Source organism: Pseudomonas chlororaphis subsp. chlororaphis (genome assembly GCF_003945765.1).
Classification (GTDB): domain Bacteria; phylum Pseudomonadota; class Gammaproteobacteria; order Pseudomonadales; family Pseudomonadaceae; genus Aquipseudomonas; species Aquipseudomonas chlororaphis.
The window spans coordinates 3,688,767-3,706,158 of sequence record NZ_CP027712.1 but is presented as its reverse complement, the minus strand read 5'-3'; the positions used below and the strand labels follow the sequence as shown (position 1 = coordinate 3,706,158).

General features: G+C 62.6%; 15 protein-coding genes. 4 read left to right on the top strand and 11 right to left on the bottom strand.

The window, feature by feature from the left end; all coding sequences use genetic code 11:
- Positions 1 to 34: 34 nt before the first annotated feature.
- From C4K27_RS16845 to C4K27_RS16825, 5 genes are all read right to left on the bottom strand, one after another.
- A complete protein-coding gene (locus C4K27_RS16845) occupies positions 35 to 682 on the bottom strand; it encodes a response regulator (RefSeq protein ID WP_007929094.1) in 648 nt (215 codons plus the stop codon).
- Between the two features lie 74 nt (positions 683 to 756).
- Complete coding sequence (locus C4K27_RS16840; RefSeq protein ID WP_053261358.1) at positions 757 to 3,969, bottom strand: hybrid sensor histidine kinase/response regulator; 3,213 nt, start codon at positions 3,967 to 3,969, stop codon at positions 757 to 759.
- A gap of 112 nt (positions 3,970 to 4,081) precedes the next feature.
- Complete coding sequence (locus C4K27_RS16835; protein WP_053261357.1) at positions 4,082 to 5,272, bottom strand: response regulator cyclic di-GMP phosphodiesterase PvrR; 1,191 nt, start codon at positions 5,270 to 5,272, stop codon at positions 4,082 to 4,084.
- The gene (locus C4K27_RS16830) at positions 5,259 to 8,081 is read right to left on the bottom strand and encodes a response regulator (RefSeq protein WP_053261356.1); all 2,823 of its coding nucleotides are present in this window, start codon (positions 8,079 to 8,081) and stop codon (positions 5,259 to 5,261) included. Before C4K27_RS16830 ends, C4K27_RS16835 begins: the two co-directional genes overlap by 14 nt.
- Positions 8,082 to 8,229: 148 nt before the next feature.
- Positions 8,230 to 9,051, bottom strand: a complete 822-nt coding sequence (locus C4K27_RS16825; protein WP_053261355.1) for an aldo/keto reductase — start codon at positions 9,049 to 9,051, stop codon at positions 8,230 to 8,232.
- Between the two features lie 204 nt (positions 9,052 to 9,255).
- Between C4K27_RS16825 and C4K27_RS16820 the strand changes: the two genes are divergently transcribed.
- Both C4K27_RS16820 and C4K27_RS16815 read left to right on the top strand, forming a co-directional pair.
- The gene (locus tag C4K27_RS16820) at positions 9,256 to 9,471 is read left to right on the top strand and encodes a TOBE domain-containing protein (protein ID WP_009044054.1); all 216 of its coding nucleotides are present in this window, start codon (positions 9,256 to 9,258) and stop codon (positions 9,469 to 9,471) included.
- 380 nt (positions 9,472 to 9,851) lie between these two features.
- Positions 9,852 to 10,352 carry a hypothetical protein gene (locus C4K27_RS16815; protein ID WP_053261354.1) on the top strand — a complete coding sequence of 167 codons (501 nt, stop codon included), beginning with the start codon at positions 9,852 to 9,854 and terminating at the stop codon, positions 10,350 to 10,352.
- 58 nt (positions 10,353 to 10,410) lie between these two features.
- On the opposite strand, the gene C4K27_RS16810 is transcribed toward C4K27_RS16815, so the two are convergent.
- A complete protein-coding gene (locus C4K27_RS16810) occupies positions 10,411 to 11,361 on the bottom strand; it encodes an AraC family transcriptional regulator (protein ID WP_053261353.1) in 951 nt (316 codons plus the stop codon).
- A gap of 123 nt (positions 11,362 to 11,484) precedes the next feature.
- Between C4K27_RS16810 and C4K27_RS16805 the strand changes: the two genes are divergently transcribed.
- Positions 11,485 to 12,441 carry an SDR family NAD(P)-dependent oxidoreductase gene (locus tag C4K27_RS16805; protein ID WP_053261352.1) on the top strand — a complete coding sequence of 319 codons (957 nt, stop codon included), beginning with the start codon at positions 11,485 to 11,487 and terminating at the stop codon, positions 12,439 to 12,441.
- 49 nt (positions 12,442 to 12,490) lie between these two features.
- Here the strand turns inward: C4K27_RS16805 and C4K27_RS16800 are convergent, their stop codons facing one another.
- The 5 genes from C4K27_RS16800 to C4K27_RS16785 all read right to left on the bottom strand — a co-directional run bounded on the left by C4K27_RS16800 (position 12,491) and on the right by C4K27_RS16785 (position 16,078).
- On the bottom strand, positions 12,491 to 13,081 hold the full coding sequence (locus C4K27_RS16800) for a helix-turn-helix domain-containing protein (RefSeq protein ID WP_371858255.1): 591 nt from the start codon (positions 13,079 to 13,081) through the stop codon (positions 12,491 to 12,493).
- A 53-nt stretch (positions 13,082 to 13,134) separates the two neighbouring features.
- Positions 13,135 to 13,296: a hypothetical protein gene (locus C4K27_RS31240; RefSeq protein WP_007929067.1), complete on the bottom strand. Its 162-nt coding sequence runs from the start codon at positions 13,294 to 13,296 to the stop codon at positions 13,135 to 13,137.
- 132 nt (positions 13,297 to 13,428) lie between these two features.
- Positions 13,429 to 14,142, bottom strand: coding sequence for an ABC transporter ATP-binding protein (locus C4K27_RS16795; RefSeq protein ID WP_053261350.1), 714 nt, complete (start codon positions 14,140 to 14,142; stop codon positions 13,429 to 13,431).
- An 18-nt stretch (positions 14,143 to 14,160) separates the two neighbouring features.
- Positions 14,161 to 15,009, bottom strand: a complete 849-nt coding sequence (locus C4K27_RS16790; RefSeq protein WP_053261349.1) for an ABC transporter permease — start codon at positions 15,007 to 15,009, stop codon at positions 14,161 to 14,163.
- Between the two features lie 64 nt (positions 15,010 to 15,073).
- Positions 15,074 to 16,078 carry an aliphatic sulfonate ABC transporter substrate-binding protein gene (locus C4K27_RS16785; protein WP_053261348.1) on the bottom strand — a complete coding sequence of 335 codons (1,005 nt, stop codon included), beginning with the start codon at positions 16,076 to 16,078 and terminating at the stop codon, positions 15,074 to 15,076.
- 335 nt (positions 16,079 to 16,413) lie between these two features.
- On the opposite strand from C4K27_RS16785, the gene C4K27_RS16780 reads away from it, so the two are divergent.
- Entirely contained in the window at positions 16,414 to 17,361 is a 948-nt protein-coding gene (locus C4K27_RS16780) for an ABC transporter substrate-binding protein (protein ID WP_053261347.1), read from the top strand.
- The last annotated feature ends 31 nt before the right edge of the window (positions 17,362 to 17,392 follow it).

Sequence of the window (17,392 nt, the reverse complement as noted above, 5' to 3'; positions counted from 1 at the left end):
TTCGGGTCTTCTGTCTTCGCTGGATAAGAGGGGGTCAGTTGAAAATGTTGCGCCCGATGCAGTACGTCAGCAGGTCCTGGTCGCTCTCGACTTCCAGCTTGCGCATGGCGGAGATTTTTTGCGCGCTGATGGTCTTCGAACTGCGGTTCTGGCTGCGGGCAATGTCACTGACGCTCTTGCCGGAAACGAACAGCCGCAGGATTTCAAACTCCTTGGGTGAGAGCATGGAGATCCGGTCGTCGATGCTGGCGTTGGATTCGATGACCGAGCTCGGCGCAGGTTCCAGACTCTGATAAGAGCCTCTTTCGACAATGGTCTTGAGCGCCACCTGGATTTCATTGTGCAGCTGGCTTTTCTGGATCACTCCGACCACTCCCAGTTCGTGCAGGCGTGTGAGGATCAACTGGTTGGAGATCATGGTCAGGATCAGGATCTGCAGGCGCGGGAAGTGGCGCTTCAGGTACTCGACCAGCTTGAGGCCGTCGCCGTAGGGAGAGTCCCCGGGCATGTTGTAGTCGGTAATGACGATATCGACCGGCTGTTGTTCGAGGATCTCGATCAAGCCCTGTGAGCTGATGGCTTCACCAACTATTTCAAAGTTGCTTTCTCGTTCCATCAACTCGCGAACGCCGAGCAGAACAATCGGATGATCGTCGGCGATGACTACTTTAAATTTTTCCATGACTAGCCACTCGTAATACGCCGGTTGGTAAGGAGAAAGAGTAAAGGATTGCGCTCATCAAATCTTGTCGCGTCTCATTCAAGTGCATTAAGAATATCCGTCAAGCTTTGTATCAGGCTTTTCACCTCAAGGGTCACGGAAGAGGTGATCGCGCTTTGCAGTATCCGGGACTCCAGTTCGGCGCAGTTTTTCGCCAGCCCGCTCAGCTGCACGGCACCCAGCGCTCCGGCGGCGCTGTGCAGCCGTTCGGCGAGCCGCTTGGCATCCTGGGCGTCGAGGGCGTCGGTCACGCTCTGGACATCCTGGCGCATGGTGGTAATGAACAGCTCACGCATTTTTGGGGAAAGCTCGATCATTGTGTCGCCGGTCGCGGGGGAAGGCGTTGCATCGATCATCGGTTGCGGTTCCTGGGCAGGCGCATTCGCGCAGAGATTCGACAGGTAGTGGTGCAGAGTCTGCAGGCTCAAGGGTTTGACCAGCCAGGCATTCATGCCGACAGCCATGCAGCGGGCGCCTTCTTCGCGCATGGCATTGGCCGTGACCCCGACGATTGGAGTCTCCCGGTCACGCTCACGCAGGGCGCGGGTCAGTTCATAGCCGTTGAGCAGCGGCATGTTCACATCGGTCAGCACCAGGTCGAACACCTGTGGCTGCCAGAGCTGCAAGGCTTCTTCGCCATTGGAGGCGGCTGTCACCGTGCAGCCCAGGGCTTCGAGCTGCTCCTTGATGATCGCCTGATTGATCGCGTTGTCCTCGGCCACCAGGATATGCAGGCCGAGCCTGTTGCCCAGGTCGCATTCGGGAGCGGCGGGCGCGATGGTTTTCCCGTGCAGGGTCAGGGAGACGGCCCTGGCGATGGCCCGCACATCATGGGCATCCACGGTGCAACCTCGCGGTGGCGGTGCCGGGTGTTCGCCGGCGACGCACAGGACCCGTGGTCCGGCCCAGGCCGGCAGGCTGTCGGAGGGCAGGACATCGACCAGCAGGTTGGCCTGGCGCGACTCTTCGACAAAGGCCGGCAATGGCTTGGCGACCACGCCGAGGCGATTCAGCCAGTCACTGGTGCTCTGCGCCAGCTCCACGGCGGGAGCTCGCACATACACCGCCTGGGTGCTCGGCAGGATGTCCGCGCAACCTTCCAGAGCGCCGGGCATGACCTTCAGCCCCAGCCGGAGCGAGAAGCTGCTGCCCAGGCCGGGCTCGCTGACCACGCGTATCTGGCCGTCCATCATTTCCGTCAAGCAGCGGCATATCGCCAGGCCGAGTCCGGCTCCGGCTTCGCTGGAGGCGTCGCGTACCTGGTAGAAGGTGTCGAACAGGCGTTCCTGTTGCGCCGGTGAAATGCCGATGCCGGAGTCGGTGACCTGCCACTCCAGGCTGGCCTGGCCATCCATGCAGTGCAGGAGCTTGACTCGCAATACCACGCGCCCGGTGTCGGTGAACTTGATGGCGTTGCTGAGCAGGTTGCTGAGGATCTGCCGGATCCGTACCGGGTCGCCCAGCAACTGGTCGGGCAACGCCGCATCGACACAGGCGTACAGCAGCAGGCCTTTGTTTTCGGCGAAGACGCTGTAGGCGTGCAGTGTGTCCTCGATCATCTGCAGCGGGCAGAACGCCTGGGACTCGATCGCCATCTGCCCGGATTCGATCTTGGAAATGTCCAGGACATCGCTGATCAATTGGAACAGGGTGCTGGACGAGCGCTGGATGGTTTGCAGGTGCTCGCGCTGGCGGGCATCCAGGCGCGTCAGCCCGAGCAGTTCCAGGGTGCCCAGTACGCCATAGAGCGGGGTGCGTATTTCGTGGCTCATGGTGGCGAGGAACAGCGTCTTGGCTTCGCTCGCCGCATCGGCGGAGCGTCGTGCCTGCTCCAGCATGGCCGCGCCCTCGATGTGGCTGGTCACGTCGTGGAAGGCACAGAGCAAGGCATCCTCGCCCTGGTAACGGGTGGGCACGAACCCTACCTGCAGGTGAGTACCGTCGATGTCCAGCCGGGTTTCACCGGCGACGTACAGGTCCTGCCGGCTCTCCAGGGCCATCCGCAGTTTTGTGCTGCCTTGCCATTGCTGGGCTTTGCGGTTTTCCAGCAGGACCTTGAAGTCCGAGCGACGCACCACGCACAGGCCGGTGGGTGCGCAATCGATCACGGCCCGGCTGAAGGCCTCGCTCTCGGCGGTGCGTTGGTAAGCCTCGTAGACCGGTTTGACGATACGCGACTGATACCGGCGACTGACCAGCCAGCCACAGCCAATGCCGCCGATCAGCAGGGCCAGCAAGACTGGCAAGGGCCACAGGGTGTAGTTGAAGTAGCTCTTGAAACCGATGGTATAGAGAGCGGTCCAGGGCTCGGCGGAATGGCTCGAGACTTTGAAGACCATGCCGTCGCCGGTGATGTTCAGCCCGTCATGCAGCACGACGCCCGGTTGCAGCGAACCGCTCAGCACCTTTCCGGAGGGGGCGACCAGGGCGACATGGTCATAGGTCGACCACGGCATGAGTCGCTTGATGTCATTGACCAGATCCATGCTGAACAGCGACGCGACGCCGATCTGGTTGCCAGTGTCCTGGACTCGTGACCATTGCGGCCCGAGATGGGTGCTGACATAGGCCAGCAGCCGGACGGGGGCCTCGTTGGCCTGATGGGGGACGAGGGGCTCCCAATCGACCGCGCCATCGGCCCGTGCCGAATCTTTCGCCAGCAGATGCTTGAGCGTTTGCAGGACGAGGGTCTTGTTGGGGGTGTCGTTTTTCCAGAGCGGGTCGCGTGAATGCCCGGCGGCCGGAATGCCGATATTGAAGTTGCCCTTGGCATCGAACAGGAAAAATGGCGGTGACTGGTAATGGGAAGTGGACCAGAAGGCGCTGTAATAGTCGGTCAGGTGCTCTCCCAGGTCGGCCAGTCTGGCCAAGGTGTCAGGCTCGACGCCCTGGTGATTGACGGAGAGGCTGAAGGGCGTGGAAAAGGCAAATTCCTGGCCCAGGTAGTTGTGCGGCCCCTCTTCGGGCAAGGCGCTTTTCAGGTATGAAATCGAGTCGTTGGCGTGAAGGGGGATCTTGCTACTTTGTACGGCCACGCCCCGGAGGAAGTCTTCATGTTCGCGGATGTCTTCCATCATCCGCGCAAAATGCGCTTTGAACCTGCCGTGTTGTTCTTCGAGCAGTTTGTGCGACGACCAGTAACTGATGGCGATCAACAACAGGGTCAAGCCGAGGAAAATCAACAATCCCTTGTTCAGGCGAGTCGAGTATCGTTTCAGATTCTCGATGAGCGTGTCCTGGTGGTTCATCACTGGTATCCAAAAAAGCATGAAAAAGTCGAAGCCTTGAGGATTTTACCTTTAAACAACGACTTGTCAGTGATGTGGGGCATGTAATCCTGAAGGGGCGGATGTCCTCGGCTCAATAACTGGCGGCTGGACCGTCGTTCACCAGCAACTGTTGAAACTGCTCGGAGGGGACTGCGCGAGAGATCAGGAAACCCTGCACCTGGCTGCAGTCGATCTTGCGCAGCAGCGCCAGCTCCTCGGCGTTTTCCACGCCTTCGGCCACCACGGTCAGGCCCAGCTGGCGACCCAGGGCAATGATGCTGGTCAGGGCCTTGGTCAGTTCTTCGCTGGCGTGGCATCCCTGGACCAGGGCGCGATCGATCTTCAGTTCGGTGAACGGAGTGGAAACCAGGTTCATGTACGAGCTGTAGCCCTTGCCGAAGTCGTCCTGGGACAGGCCGAAGCCCTTGATGCGCAAGCGGCAGGCACCGGCATAGAAGTTACTGATGTCCTGGGGCACCGAACATTCCATGAGTTCGAAACAGATCTGCCCCGGTACTCCCTGGTGTTCCATGACAAAGTCGAACAGGCGGTCCGCCAGGTCGTGGCTGTTGAGCAGATGGGTCGGCAGATTGATCGACACCGGAATGTCGTAGTCCTGCTGGCGCCAGCGTGCCTGGGCCTGGATCGCCTGGCGCAGGACCAGCCACAGCAGGTCCTCCTCGAGATCGAAGGACTTGAGGGCGGGCAGGAAGGTGTCGGGGAGCAGCATGCCCTGTGTCGGATGCATCCAGCGGACCAGGGCTTCGGCGGCGACGATGCGGCCGTTGAACAGTGATTTCTTGGGTTGGAACCAGGCTTCGAACTGCTCTTGCTCGATGGCCTGGACCAGCGCGTCCCGACTGAGCATGGAGGCGGGCAAGGGGCGCGGCGAGCTCGGCTGCGAAATGCTCAATTGCGTGGTCAGGGTCTGCAAGGCGGCAAGGTTCACCGGTTTCGAAATCAGGCCGATGACTTTCACCCCGAGGTTCTTGGCAACCAGGCTGGCACTCATCAGCATGCGCCGCGAAGCCGAGCTCATGATCGCCAGCGCCGGCTTGGAGTGCAGGGCCGCCAGGCCCTGGATGAACTGCACGCCATCCATTCCCGGCATCAACAGGTCGGTGAGTACCAGGTCGAACTTGCGCCATTTCAAGCGTTCCAGTGCCTCTTCGCCATCCCGTGCGCCTTCCAGGTAGTAGGGGCCCAGCTCACCGAACAGATGCTGCAGGTACATGTGCTGGAAGGGATGGTCTTCAACGATCAATATGCTACAGGGCTTCATTCTTCGCTCTTTCATAGGGCGCTAGGTAATTGAACAGGGCGCGTAATGCAAAAGGTTTGACCAGGCAATGGTTCATTCCGGCCGCCAGACATTGCTCTTCTTCTCCACGCATCGCGTTGGCCGTGGCACCGATGATCGGGACCGTACAGCCACGGCGTCGCAGCTCCTTGGCCAGTTCATAGCCATTCATCATGGGCATGTTGACGTCGGTGAGGACCAGATCGAACCGCTCGGGGTTCCACATCGACAGGGCTTCCTCGCCGTTTGACGCAAGCTCCACGCTGCAGCCCAGCTCTTCCAGCTGATCCCTGAGGATCAGTTGGTTGATGACGTTGTCTTCGGCCACCAGCACGTTCAGGTCCAGTTGCTTCAACGTCCAGTGTTCGTTGTGGTTCTCGACCTTGGCCACCCACAGCCCCTGGGCCTGGCTGACCGCCTGATGAATGGAACGCAGGTGGTTCAGGTTCACGTGCCAGCATCCGGTACCAACCTGCGGTTGGTTATTGCCGGTCCCGGTGGCGAGGATCAGCGGGCCGGGCCAGTCGGGCTGCAGGCGTTGTTCCAGTTCGCCGGGGTGAACCTCGACCAGCAGGCAATCGCTGGTCGGCGCGATCTTCGAGGGATGGCAGAGTTGCACCCGCGCGCCCCATTGGCGCAGCCAGCCGCCGATGGATTCCGCCAGCTCGCGGACGCTGGACATCACATAGATGGTTTCCGGCAGCAGCTGCGTGGCGGGCAGGGTGACCGGCCCATCGATCGCCGCTTCCAGGGGCAGGGTTAGGGAGAAGCTGCTACCCAGCCCCAGTTCGCTGACCATGCGCAGGCTGCCGTTCATCAATTGCGTGAGACGCTGACAGATAGGCAGGCCCAGGCCGGTGCCCGCCACCACGTTGGCGTTGCCGCCGGTTTGATAGAAGGGTTCGAAGATCAACGGCTGATGATCCTGGGCAATGCCTTTGCCGGTGTCGGAGACCTGCCACAGGATGCTGGAGCGCTCGCCATCGCGGCTCAGCAGGCTGACCCGCAGCACGATGCGCCCCAGGTCGGTGAACTTCACCGCGTTGTTGAGCAGGTTGCTGAGGATCTGCCGGATCCGGGTGACGTCGCCGATCAGCCGCTCGGGGATTTGCGGGTCCACGCAGGAATACAGCAGCAGGCCCTTGTTCGACGCCGCCGCGGAATAGCCCTGGATCAGCTCGTGGACCAGATCCAGTGGCGAGAACTCATTGAGCTCCAGGGCCAGTTGCCCGGCCTCGATCTTGGACACGTCCAGCACATCGCAGATCAACTGCAACAGGGTCGAGGAAGAACACTCGATGGCGCGCAGGTAATCGCGCTGCTGGGTATCCAGTTGGGTGCGCGCGAGCAGCTCCAGGGTGCCCAGCACGCCATACAGCGGGGTGCGAATTTCATGGCTCATGGTGGCGAGGAACAGGGTCTTGGCTTCGTTGGCGGCATCGGCCATCTGCCGCGCTTCTTCCAGCGCGGCTTCCACCTGCTTGCGCGCGCTGATGTCGCTGAAGGCGCAGAACAACACGTCCTCGCCCTTGTAGCGGGTGGGCGCGGAACTCAGGTAAAGATGGCGCCCGTCGGTGGTCTCGAAGTAGTCGAAGCGGTTCGGCTCGTGGCTCTTGAAGGCTTGCTGGATCCAGCCGGCGCAGAGTATTTCCCGTTCGACGCCATCGCCCAGCCACTGCTGCGCCAGGGTGTTTTCCAGGACCACCTGGCCATCGGTACGCCGCAGCACGCACAAGGCCACGGGCGCGGTCTGGATCACGTCGCGGCTGAACAGCTCGCTCTCGACCAGCGCCTGGATACGGCTCAGCGCAGGGGTGATGAAACGGTGCTCGATGCGGCGGGTCAGCAGGCAGATCAGGCTGATGCTGAACAGGCAGAACGCCAGGGCGCCGGCCAGCTGCGGCCAGAGCGCGATCAGCAGGGACTGCAGGCTGAAGGAGTAGACCAGTTGCCAGTCGGAGGTCATCAGTTGCTTGCGGATCACCAGATGATCGGGCCACCAGCCACTGCCGACAAAACCGAAGAAGTTGCTGCCTTGCAGTTGCTGCAGGGCCTGCCCCAGGCGCCCGGCCGGGGTGTTGGTGAACAGCAGCGCGCCTTCGGAGTTGAACATCATGAACTCGCCGGCGCTCTGGTCGCTGAGGGCCTTGAGCACTTCCCGCCCATCCATTTCCAGGCCCAGCCAGCCGGAGTCATCGGTGCGCTCGTCGAGCCGGGTGAAAATGTACAGCTGCGAAGTCTGCGTGGACGGGTCGGTCAGCCACAGCTCGTTGGTGTCCGGATGCTCCCCATGGTTCAGGACCTCAAGCTTGGAGAGGATGGTCCTGGGCAGGTTGGGGGAGGTCGGGTTACTGCTGTAGAGGCGCATGACCCGGGCCTCGGGGCCAGGGCTTACATAGAGCAGGTTGACCTGCTTGGCCTTGAAGTATTCGCGCATGCGCTGGCTCAGCCAGATGCTCCACGGATCATCGATGTCGCCCAGTTGCAGGTGCAGTTCTTCGCTGGAAGGCGGATACCCCTGGACCTGCCTGGATCGGCGTACCGCGGACAGGCTGAGGCTTTCCAGCAAGGCCTCGCGGCTGGTGAAGAAGGTCTGGGCTTCGGCGATGGCGCTGCTCATGTAGCCGCGGCGCCGGGAAATGTCGTTGCTGAGGGTGGAATTGAGGAAGTTGTAGACGGCGCCGAGGATGCCGACCAAAAGAATGAGTGCGAAAAGACGCAGCAACCTGCTGGCGGCTTCAGGACTGGAAAATAGGGGACTGATCTGATGAAGGTAGGTCTTTAATCTCATTGACCCACTCTAAATAAACCCTCATTAATCCGGGATAGGACGATCCTTAAAGTCGCGGTATTTCGCCGCTTCCAGCCTGGTCCACGACGAAAAAAACCTGGCACGGGCACCAGGTTTTTTCAGTGGGGCATGCCTCGTGACAGCCGGCTCAGACCACTGCCAGTCGCTGCTTGCGCAGTGGCGCGGGAAAGGCCTGGTCGATGGCCGCCAGGTCTTTGTCGTGCAAGCGCAAGCCGGCCGCCTCGGCATTCAGCCGGACATGCTCGGGGTGTACCGCCTTGGGAATGGCGATCACGCCGTCCTGGCGCAGGACCCAGGCCAGCGAGACCTGGGCCGTGGTCACGCCATGGCGGTCGGCGATCTGCTGCAGCGTAGGGTGGCGCAGCAGCTTGCCGGCCTGGGCGATAGGGCAGTAAGCCATGAGCGGCAAGCGCTGTTGTCGCGTGGCGGGCAGCAGGTCGAATTCGATGCCGCGTTCCTCGATGTTGTACAGCACCTGGTTGGTGGCGCAGGCCGGGCTCGCCAGTTCCTCGAGGTCATCGAGGTCGAAATTGGAAACGCCCCAGCGGCCGATCTTGCCGTCTTCGCGCAGGCGCTCGAAGGCTTCCACGGTTTCCTCGAGCGGGTACTGCCCACGCCAGTGCAGCAGGTACAGATCGATGTAGTCGGTACCCAGGCGCCGCAGGCTGCGTTCGCAGGCTTGGGGAATGCCTTTGCGGCTGGCGTTGTGCGGGTACACCTTGCTGACCAGGAACACCCGGTCGCGCTGGCCGGTGATGGCGGCGCCAACCACTTCCTCCGCGCCGCCCTCGGCGTACATCTCGGCGGTGTCGATCAGGCTCATGCCCCGTTCGATACCGGCCTGCAGCGCGGCAATCTCGGCGTTGCGCTGGTGGCGCTCCTCGCCCATGCGCCAGGTACCCTGGCCAATCACCGGGACGGGCACGCCCGCCAGCTCGAGTGTTCGCATGACAATCTCCTGAAAGGGTTAGGGATCCAGAGAAGCAAAGGCGCGGTGCTCGGTCAAGGTAACGAAGAGGACGGGAGAAATTTTTATATTCATTTAAGGAATAAAATAACTACTATTTATTCCTTTTAATATGAAAAGACACAGGGCACCTTAGAGGCCTGCACGGCGATGCGCCAGTGCCCACCCCAGACAGGAAGGCCCATCATGACCATCAAGGCAATCAATGTTCGCAACCAGTTCAAGGGCATCATCAAGGAGATCCATGAAGGCCAGGTGGTCTCGGAGATCGATGTGCAGACCGCCTCGGGCATCGTCACCTCGGTGATCACCACGCGCTCGGTGCGCGACCTGGAGTTGAAGGTCGGCAGCGAGGTCATCGCCTTCGTCAAATCCACCGAGGTGTCGATCGCCAAGCTCTGAGACCCGCGATCCGAGCCCGCGTCATGCCCCGCACCGCGCTTGCCACCCTCGCCGAACCCTGCCACAGGGCACCGGCGAGGCTGGCAAGGCGCCCTTTCCCGAGAAAAGTCGGGCCTCTTTAGAATGATTATTTCTTTGGGTTATGGGATGCGCTGATTCGCGCATATCCATCGCAGCGGAAAACACGCTGTTGTCCTGCTCCCGTCCGCCATGAAATCCATTCGGCTGCTGAAGCGGAAAATCCCGCGCGAGCGGCTGCGCTGAAGCTGTCCCGGCAGCCGCGATTGCTGTTCGATCGGCATCTTGTGCGGCGTTCGCCACTCCCTAGAATCCGCCCCATCCGCTTCGTCCAACTATCGAATCGCTTAGGGAGTTTCACCATGATGAATGCCATGCAGATGCAAATGCCGATGAACGCCAACATGCCGATGATGGGCATGCCGATGATGATGGCGACCATGAGCTGCGAAATGATGGACGACGGCATGCTGTGCAAGATGATGCCGGCCGCGGGCATGGACATGGCCATGTTCAAGAACAGCGCGCAAATGATGCAAATGATGATGAACTGCGGCATGCCGATGATGATGCACTGCGCCAACATGAGCATGATGTGCATGTCCCGGGCGAGCATGGCCATGCCGATGATGGGCGCCATGATGCCAATGCCGATGATGGGCATGCCGATGCCGTCGATGAAGTGCGTGATGGAGTGCACCGTCGAGGCCGACTGCATGATGTGCAAGATCATGCCAATGGCCGGCATGAACATGGACATGATGAAAAGCTGCTGCGCCCTGATGATGAAGATGATGAACGACTGCGGCATGCCGATGATGATGAGCTGCAACGGCATGCCGATGATGTGCTGCACCTGCTGATTCCTCGCAGCGGCACCCAACAAGCCCGGCCGGGACGATCCCGCCGGGTTTTTTTATTTCAGGCACCCACTCGAACTTCGGATTCCCCCTGGGGTTGGGCGACGGCCCTTGCTCGTTCCCGGTACTCCCGTGGCGAGCATTTGATGATGCGCTTGAAGGCATTGCTGAACGCGCTGTCGGAATCGTAGCCCAGGGCCTGGGCGATCGAGGAAATCGTCAGGTGGGTGTTGCGCAAGGACCGGGTCGCCAGTTGCATGCGCCAACGCAACACGTATTCCAGGGGCGAAAAGCCGGCGGCCTGTTTGAAACGCAGCGCCAGTGTCGAGCGCGAGACACCGGCCACTTGGGCCAGGGCCTCGACCGTCCAGCGTTGGGCAGGGCTGGTGTGAATGGCCTGGACGGCGGCACCGATACGCGGTTCGGACAGCGCCGAGAGCCAGCCCGGTGTATTGCCTCCTTCCTGCTCCAGATAAATGCGCAGTACCTGCACCAGCATGATGTGGCCCAGGTGCTGGACCATCAGGGCGCCGCCGGGGGATGGAGTGGAGAGTTCGTGCGCCAGCCGTTGCAAGGCCCAGCGCAATACGGATGCCTGGTCCGACTCGCTCTTGATCACCGCGACCGGTGGCAGGCTGTCGAACAGAAGCTCGGCTTCGTCGCCAAAGGCGAAACGCCCGCCGACCAGAAAGCAATCTTCATCACTGCCGCAGTGCGCCACGCCGTTGACGGCGTGAGGATAGATCGCCTCGGCCGCGATCGCTGGCAGCGAAAGATCGCTGCCAATCAACAGGGGGCGCCCACGGGATAGCAGGAAACAGTCGCCTGCTTCCAGCCATATCGGCTCTGCTTCTCCTTCCACCGCCAGCCAGCAAGCCCCCCGCACAAGCACGTTGAACTTGACGCCTTCCGGCGCCGGGAAGCGCACGGCCCAGTCGCCGCCGGCTTTCAAACCACCGAAAAAGGAATGCTGGCTACTGAGCTGGGTGAGGACTTCTGATAGGGGATCCATGTGTCAAACCGGACGCTCTCGATAGAAAGTAGGACGCCATTGCATTCACGCTCCAGGTTCGGGCTCGCAGAATGAAAGCGCTTCAAATTGGCAGCTTGGTTTCCATTCGTAAAGGACATTGCAATGACCCATAGACAGACGCCTGTTCATTCCGGTTTCAGCGCAGCTTCGACGGCATCCGAGGTACTCGAAGGCCTCGATCTTTCCCGAACCACGGCGCTGGTAACGGGAGGGCATTCCGGCCTGGGCCTGGAAACCACTCGGGCGCTGGCCGGCGCCGGGGCACGGGTCATAGTGGCGGCCCGCGATCGCCAGGCGGCCCAGGCCCGGGTTGCCGGTCTCGCCAATGTCGAGGTGCATGGGCTGGACCTGGCCGACCTGGCGAGCATCAAGCGTTTCTCGGAGGCATTTCTGGCGAGCGGCACGCACCTGGACATATTGATGGGCAACGCCGGCATCATGGCTTGCCCTGAAACCCGAGTGGGCCCCGGTTGGGAGGCGCAGTTCGCGACCAATCACCTGGGCCACCATGCGCTGGTCAACCGGCTCTGGCCGGCGTTGCAAGGCGGCGCCAGGGTGGTGATGGTGTCCTCCGCGGGCCATCACTCATCCGCCATTCGCTGGGACGACCCGCAGTTCGATCGGGGCTACGACAAGTGGCTGGCCTACGGCCAGTCGAAAACCGCCAACGCGCTGTTCGCCGTGCACCTGGACCGGTTGGGGCGCGAGCAGGGCGTGCGGGCGTTCTCTCTGCACCCCGGCATGATCGCCACGCCTCTGCAGCGTTACCTGCCCATGGAAGAAATGGTCGCCCTGGGCTGGATAGACGCCGAGGGCAATCCGGCGAACCCGGCCTTCAAGAACCCTCGGCAAGGCGCCGCCACCCAGGTCTGGGCAGCGACATCGCCGAAGCTGGATGGCCTGGGTGGGTTGTATTGCGAAGACTGCGAGGTGGCCAGGCTCGACGAGAGCGAGCCGGCGTCGTTCGTTGGCGTAAGGCCCCATGCCGTCGATCCGGAACAGGCCGAACGTCTTTGGCGCCTGTCGGCCGAACTGACCCGGGTGGATGCCTTCTCATGAGCCGTGGTGTGTTTTTCGCGGTAGAGATTTGCGTGGCGCAACTCCACCTTCAGTCCAGGCGTTCCGGGTAGGTCACCACCAGGTAGGCCACCGCTTCGCTGTCGGCGGGGTTGCGGTAGCGGTGCGGCTGGTCGGCGTAGAACAGGATCGAGTCGCCGGTGGAGAGCAGGTAGCGTTCTTGGTTGACGCTGATTTCCAGTACACCCTGGGACACCACCAGGTTTTCCTGGACCCCCGGCCCGTGTCCTTCGGACTGGTCTTCGCCGAGCGGGCTCAGGCGCAGTTCGTAGAATTCCGATTGGCGCGCCACGTCGAAGGGGAACAGGGCGCGGCTGACAAAGGCGCCGTTGGCGCTGACCAGGCGTTTGCTCCGGCTCGACGGCAGCACCGCCACGCCTTCGAAGGCGCGGTGTTCGAGAAAGGCCGCGACCGACACCTTCAGGCCCTTGGCGATCTTGCACAGCACCTTGATCGACGGCACGCTGCGCCCGGACTCGATCTGCGCCAGCATCGCCCGGCTGACCCCGCACTGGCGGGCCAGGGCATCCAGGGACAGATGACGCTTGCTGCGCAGGCGTTGCAGGTTCTGCGCGACCCGTTCGCTGATGGGGTCTTCTTCCTGAGTTTCCAGATGGGTCAAATCCAGGCCGGGTTCGTCGGCGCTCGCCAGAAAGCGCGAGGGTTCCTGGACGCTCACGCGTGGTAGGTCCTGGTCGGCCGGGCCGCCTGAACCCACTGGAACGCCTGGTAACCGGCATTGCGCGCGTACATCTCCCACATGGCCCGGGCCAGTTGCTGGGCCTGCTTGCGTTTGCGGAACTGGGCGAAGTCGATAACGTTGTCAGTCGGTTTCATAAGGCACTTCACTGTCGTGACCAATGGGCGGGATGAGCTGAGAGTACGTGGTTATTTTTATAACCATAAATACTGATTATTTATTTATTAATTCCTTTGTGTTCTTAAGTGCCGGGCCGTGGCAAAGCCCGCTCAAATCACATGGGCCTTGTGCAATTCGGTCAGGGCCAACGCCTTGAGGCGGGCCAGCAGCGGGTCGCGGCGGTCCCGCGGGTGGCTCAGTTGCACGGCCAGTTCCTGGCGAATACGGCTGGGGCGGTTGTCCATCACCAGCACCCGGTCGCTCAGGTACAGCGCCTCGTCGACATCGTGGGTCACCAGCAGCAGGGCGATGGCGTGACGCTCGGCCAGTTGCAGCAGCAGGTCCTGCAGTTTCATCCGGGTAAAGGCGTCCACCGCGCTGAAGGGCTCGTCGAGCAACAGCACCTGTGGCCGCGCGTACAGGCCGCGGGCGATCGCCACCCGCTGCGCCATGCCGCCGGACAGCGCCTTGGGCAGGGCCTGGGCAAAACCCGCAAGGCCGACTTCCTCGATCAGTTGCGCGACCCAGGCGCGGTCGTAATGCTCGTCGTCGCCAAAGCCGATGTTCTGTTCCACCGTCAGCCAGGGCATCAGCCGCGGTTCCTGGAAGACAAAGGCCAGGCGTTCGGTATGGCTGCGCAGTTGCCCCTGAAAGTCCTTCTCCAGGCCGGCGACGATGCGCAGCAGGGTGCTTTTGCCGCAGCCGCTGGGGCCCAGCAGGCTCACGGTTTCCCGCGGCTGCAGTTGCAGGTGGATATCGTGGAGGACGGTGGTGGCGGCGAAGGTCTTGCGTTCCACGTGGATGTCCAGCAGGGCTTGGGTCATGGCTCGATCCTCTGTGCGTTAGTCATTGCCGCCTTGGCCATTGAAGGTGTCGCGCCAGGCCAGGAAGCGTTTTTCCAGGCCGGCGAGGAGGCCGTCGCTGAGCTTGCCCAGCACGGCGAGGACGATGATCGCCGCCAGCACGATGTCCGGCCGCGAGGTTTCCCGGCCGTCGCTGAGCAGATAACCCAGGCCCTTGGTGGCGGCGATCAGTTCGGCGGCCACCAGGAACATCCAGGCCAGGCTCATGCCGCTGCGCAAGCCGGTGAACAGGCCGGGCAGGGCGGCCGGCAGGAGAATCCGCCGCACCAGCCGGCGCCGGCCGAAACCGTACATGTGGCCGACCTCCACCAGCTTGCGGTCGATATCGCGAATTGCCGCCACGCCATTGAGGTACACCGGGAAGAAGGCGCCGATGGCGATCAGCACCACCTTCGAAGTTTCGTCGATGCCCAGCCACAGCAGGAGCAACGGCACCCAGGCCAGGCTGGGGATCGAGCGCAGGCCGGCGAAGGTCGGCTCCAGGTAGGCTTCGGCCTCCCGGCTCAGGCCGACCCAGGCGGCGAAGACCAGCGCCAGGCCGGCGCCGATGGCAAAGCCCAGCAGCACCCGCAGCAGGCTGGCGCCAATGTGTTTCCACAGCGCGCCTTCGGCCAGGTCGCCGAGGGTCAGGGCGATCTCGCTGGGGGCCGGCATCTGGTACGACGGCAGCCAGCCGATGCGCACCACGAACTCCAGCAGCAGGATGATCACTACCGGCAGGGCCAGGCCCTTGAGGCGCAGGCGCCAGCGGGCGGGGTTGAAGCCTGGGAGCTTGCCCGGCGCGGACAGGGCCAGGCGGGTCGAGAGGTCGTTGCTGTCGCTGCTCATGGCGATTCTCCGGCAACACCGAATCCGCGCCAGGCGCGGACTCGGTCGTCGCCTGGGCGGTGGGTTATTGACGGGCCACGGCCTGCTTGACGTCGGTGTCGAGCAGTTGGTCGATCACCTGGTCCACGTTCACCCCGCGGCGTACCAGTTCCTCGGACACCAGGATCGGCGCAGCGGCCTTGGAGGCCAGCACATCCTCGGCGCTCAACCGCGGGTTGCCGAGGTCGGTGCGCGACAGTTGCAGCCGGGCCACTTCCAGCGGCAGGCCGGATTCATCGGCCAGTAGCCTGGCCAGCTCGTCCGGGTGCTTGACCGACCATTCGCGGGCCTGCTCATAGGCGGCGAGCACGCTGGCGATGGTCTGCGGATGCTCCTTGGCGTACTGCTCGGTGACGCTGAGCACGCCGTAGCTGTTGAAAGCAGTGTTGCGGTACAGCAGGCGCGCCCCGGCCTGTACTTCGCTGGCGGCCATGTGCGGATCGAGACCGGCCCAGGCGTCGACGTCGCCTTTCTCCAGGGCGGTGCGACCGTCCGGGTGCTGCAGGTGCACCAGTTCCACATCGTCTTTTTTCAGCCCGGCCTGTTGCAGGCTGCGCAGGGTGAACAGGTAGGGATCGGTGCCCTTGGTGGCGGCGATCTTCTTGCCCTTGAGGTCGGCGACGGTCTGGTACGGCGAATCCTTGCGCACCACCAGGGCGGTCCATTCGGCGCGGCTGTAGACATACACCGACTTGATCGGGCTGCCGTTGGCCCGGCTCAGCACCGCCGCCAGGCTGGCGGACGAGGCGAAGTCGACGCCGCCGCTGTTGAGGTATTCCAGGGAGCGGTTGCTGCCCTGGCTGAGGACCCAGCCGACCTTGGTCTGGGGCAGGGCCTTTTCGAGAAAGCCGAAGTGCTTGAGCACCAGGCTGACCGGCGAGTAATAGGCGTAGTCCAGGTGCACTTCGGCTGGCGGGCTTTCCGCGGCCTGGGCCAGGGGTTGCAGGCTCGAACTCAGGAACAGTGCAAGGGCGCAGGCGCTGAGCAGGTATCTGGCGCGGGCCAGGGGGAAGCGCAAGACGGGTTTCATGGATGGCTCCGGACAAGGCGGCGAGAGGGCAAGTTGTTATTTCCGCTCCTTATTTCAAAAGTCGCGGAAGGTAGGAATAAATCCTGTCGGAAAGGAATATTGCAGGCTCTGTGCCATAGCCGGGGAAGGGCGGCTTCAAGGTGTTCCAACAGGAAAAAAGCCTCTGGCGATGTTGCCTGGCCAACAGTCTGTTGCCGCGCTGTTTCTCCACCAACAGCCTCCTGGCGCGGGTGCAAAAGCGGCTATGAGCTTATGCATTAACAGAATTTCAAAATCGGATTCTAAGAGCGTTATGTTCTAGAAAATCCGCTTTTCCAATCATCCAGGAATTTCCCATGACGCTCTCCCGACGCCTGCGCCGTCTGTTCTTCAGCACCCTGTTCGCGGCGCCCCTGGCCCAGGCCGCCGAGCCGCTGGTGCTGCAGGTCGGCGACCAGAACTACTACAACGTGCGAGCCTCGGTGGAGGCCTCGGGAGTGCTTGAAGGCGCGCCCTACAAGGTCGACTGGAAACACTTCCAGGCCGCCGCGCCCCTGGCCGAGGCGCTGAACACCGGCGCCCTGGACCTGGGCTTTCTCGGCGATTCGGGCTTTCTGTTCCTGGCCGCGAAGCAGGCGCCGGTGAAGCTGATCGGCGTCTCGCGGCAGAACCCGGACACCATCGCCTTGCTGGTGCCCAAGGATTCGCCGGTGCAGACCATCGCCGACCTCAAGGACAAGAAGGTCGCCTACTGGCCCGGCGCCTGGAGCCAGCAACTGACCCTGCGCGCCCTGGAGCAGGCCGGCCTGCCGGAGGACCATGTCGAGTTCATCAAGCTGATGCCGATCGACGCTGCCGCGGCCTTGCCCCAGGGCAGCATCGACGCCTTCCCGGTGTGGGAACCCTATATCTCGCAGCAGATCCTGTTCTCCGGCGCGCGGCCGATCCTCACCGCGAAGAACCTGATGCCCGGCCTCAGCGCCATCGCCGCCTCGACCCCGGCCATCGACAGCAAGCGCGCCGCCATCGCCGACTTCCTCGGCCGCCTGAAGCTGGCCCGGGCCTGGGTCGACAGCCACACCGACCAGTACGCCGACCTGTGGGCGAAAAAGGCCAACCTCGACCCGAACGTCTCGCGCCATTGGCTGCGCCAGGCGCACATGAGCGTCGGCCCGGTGGACCCGCAGGCCGCCGCCGACCTGCAAAGCACCGCGGACTTCCTGTTCAAGGTCAAGGCGCTGCCGGCGCCCTTGGCCACCGCGACTGTTGTCGACACTTCCTTTACCCAGGCCCTGAGCCAGTGACGCCTTGGGGGCCAGGTCACAGGCCCCGGCG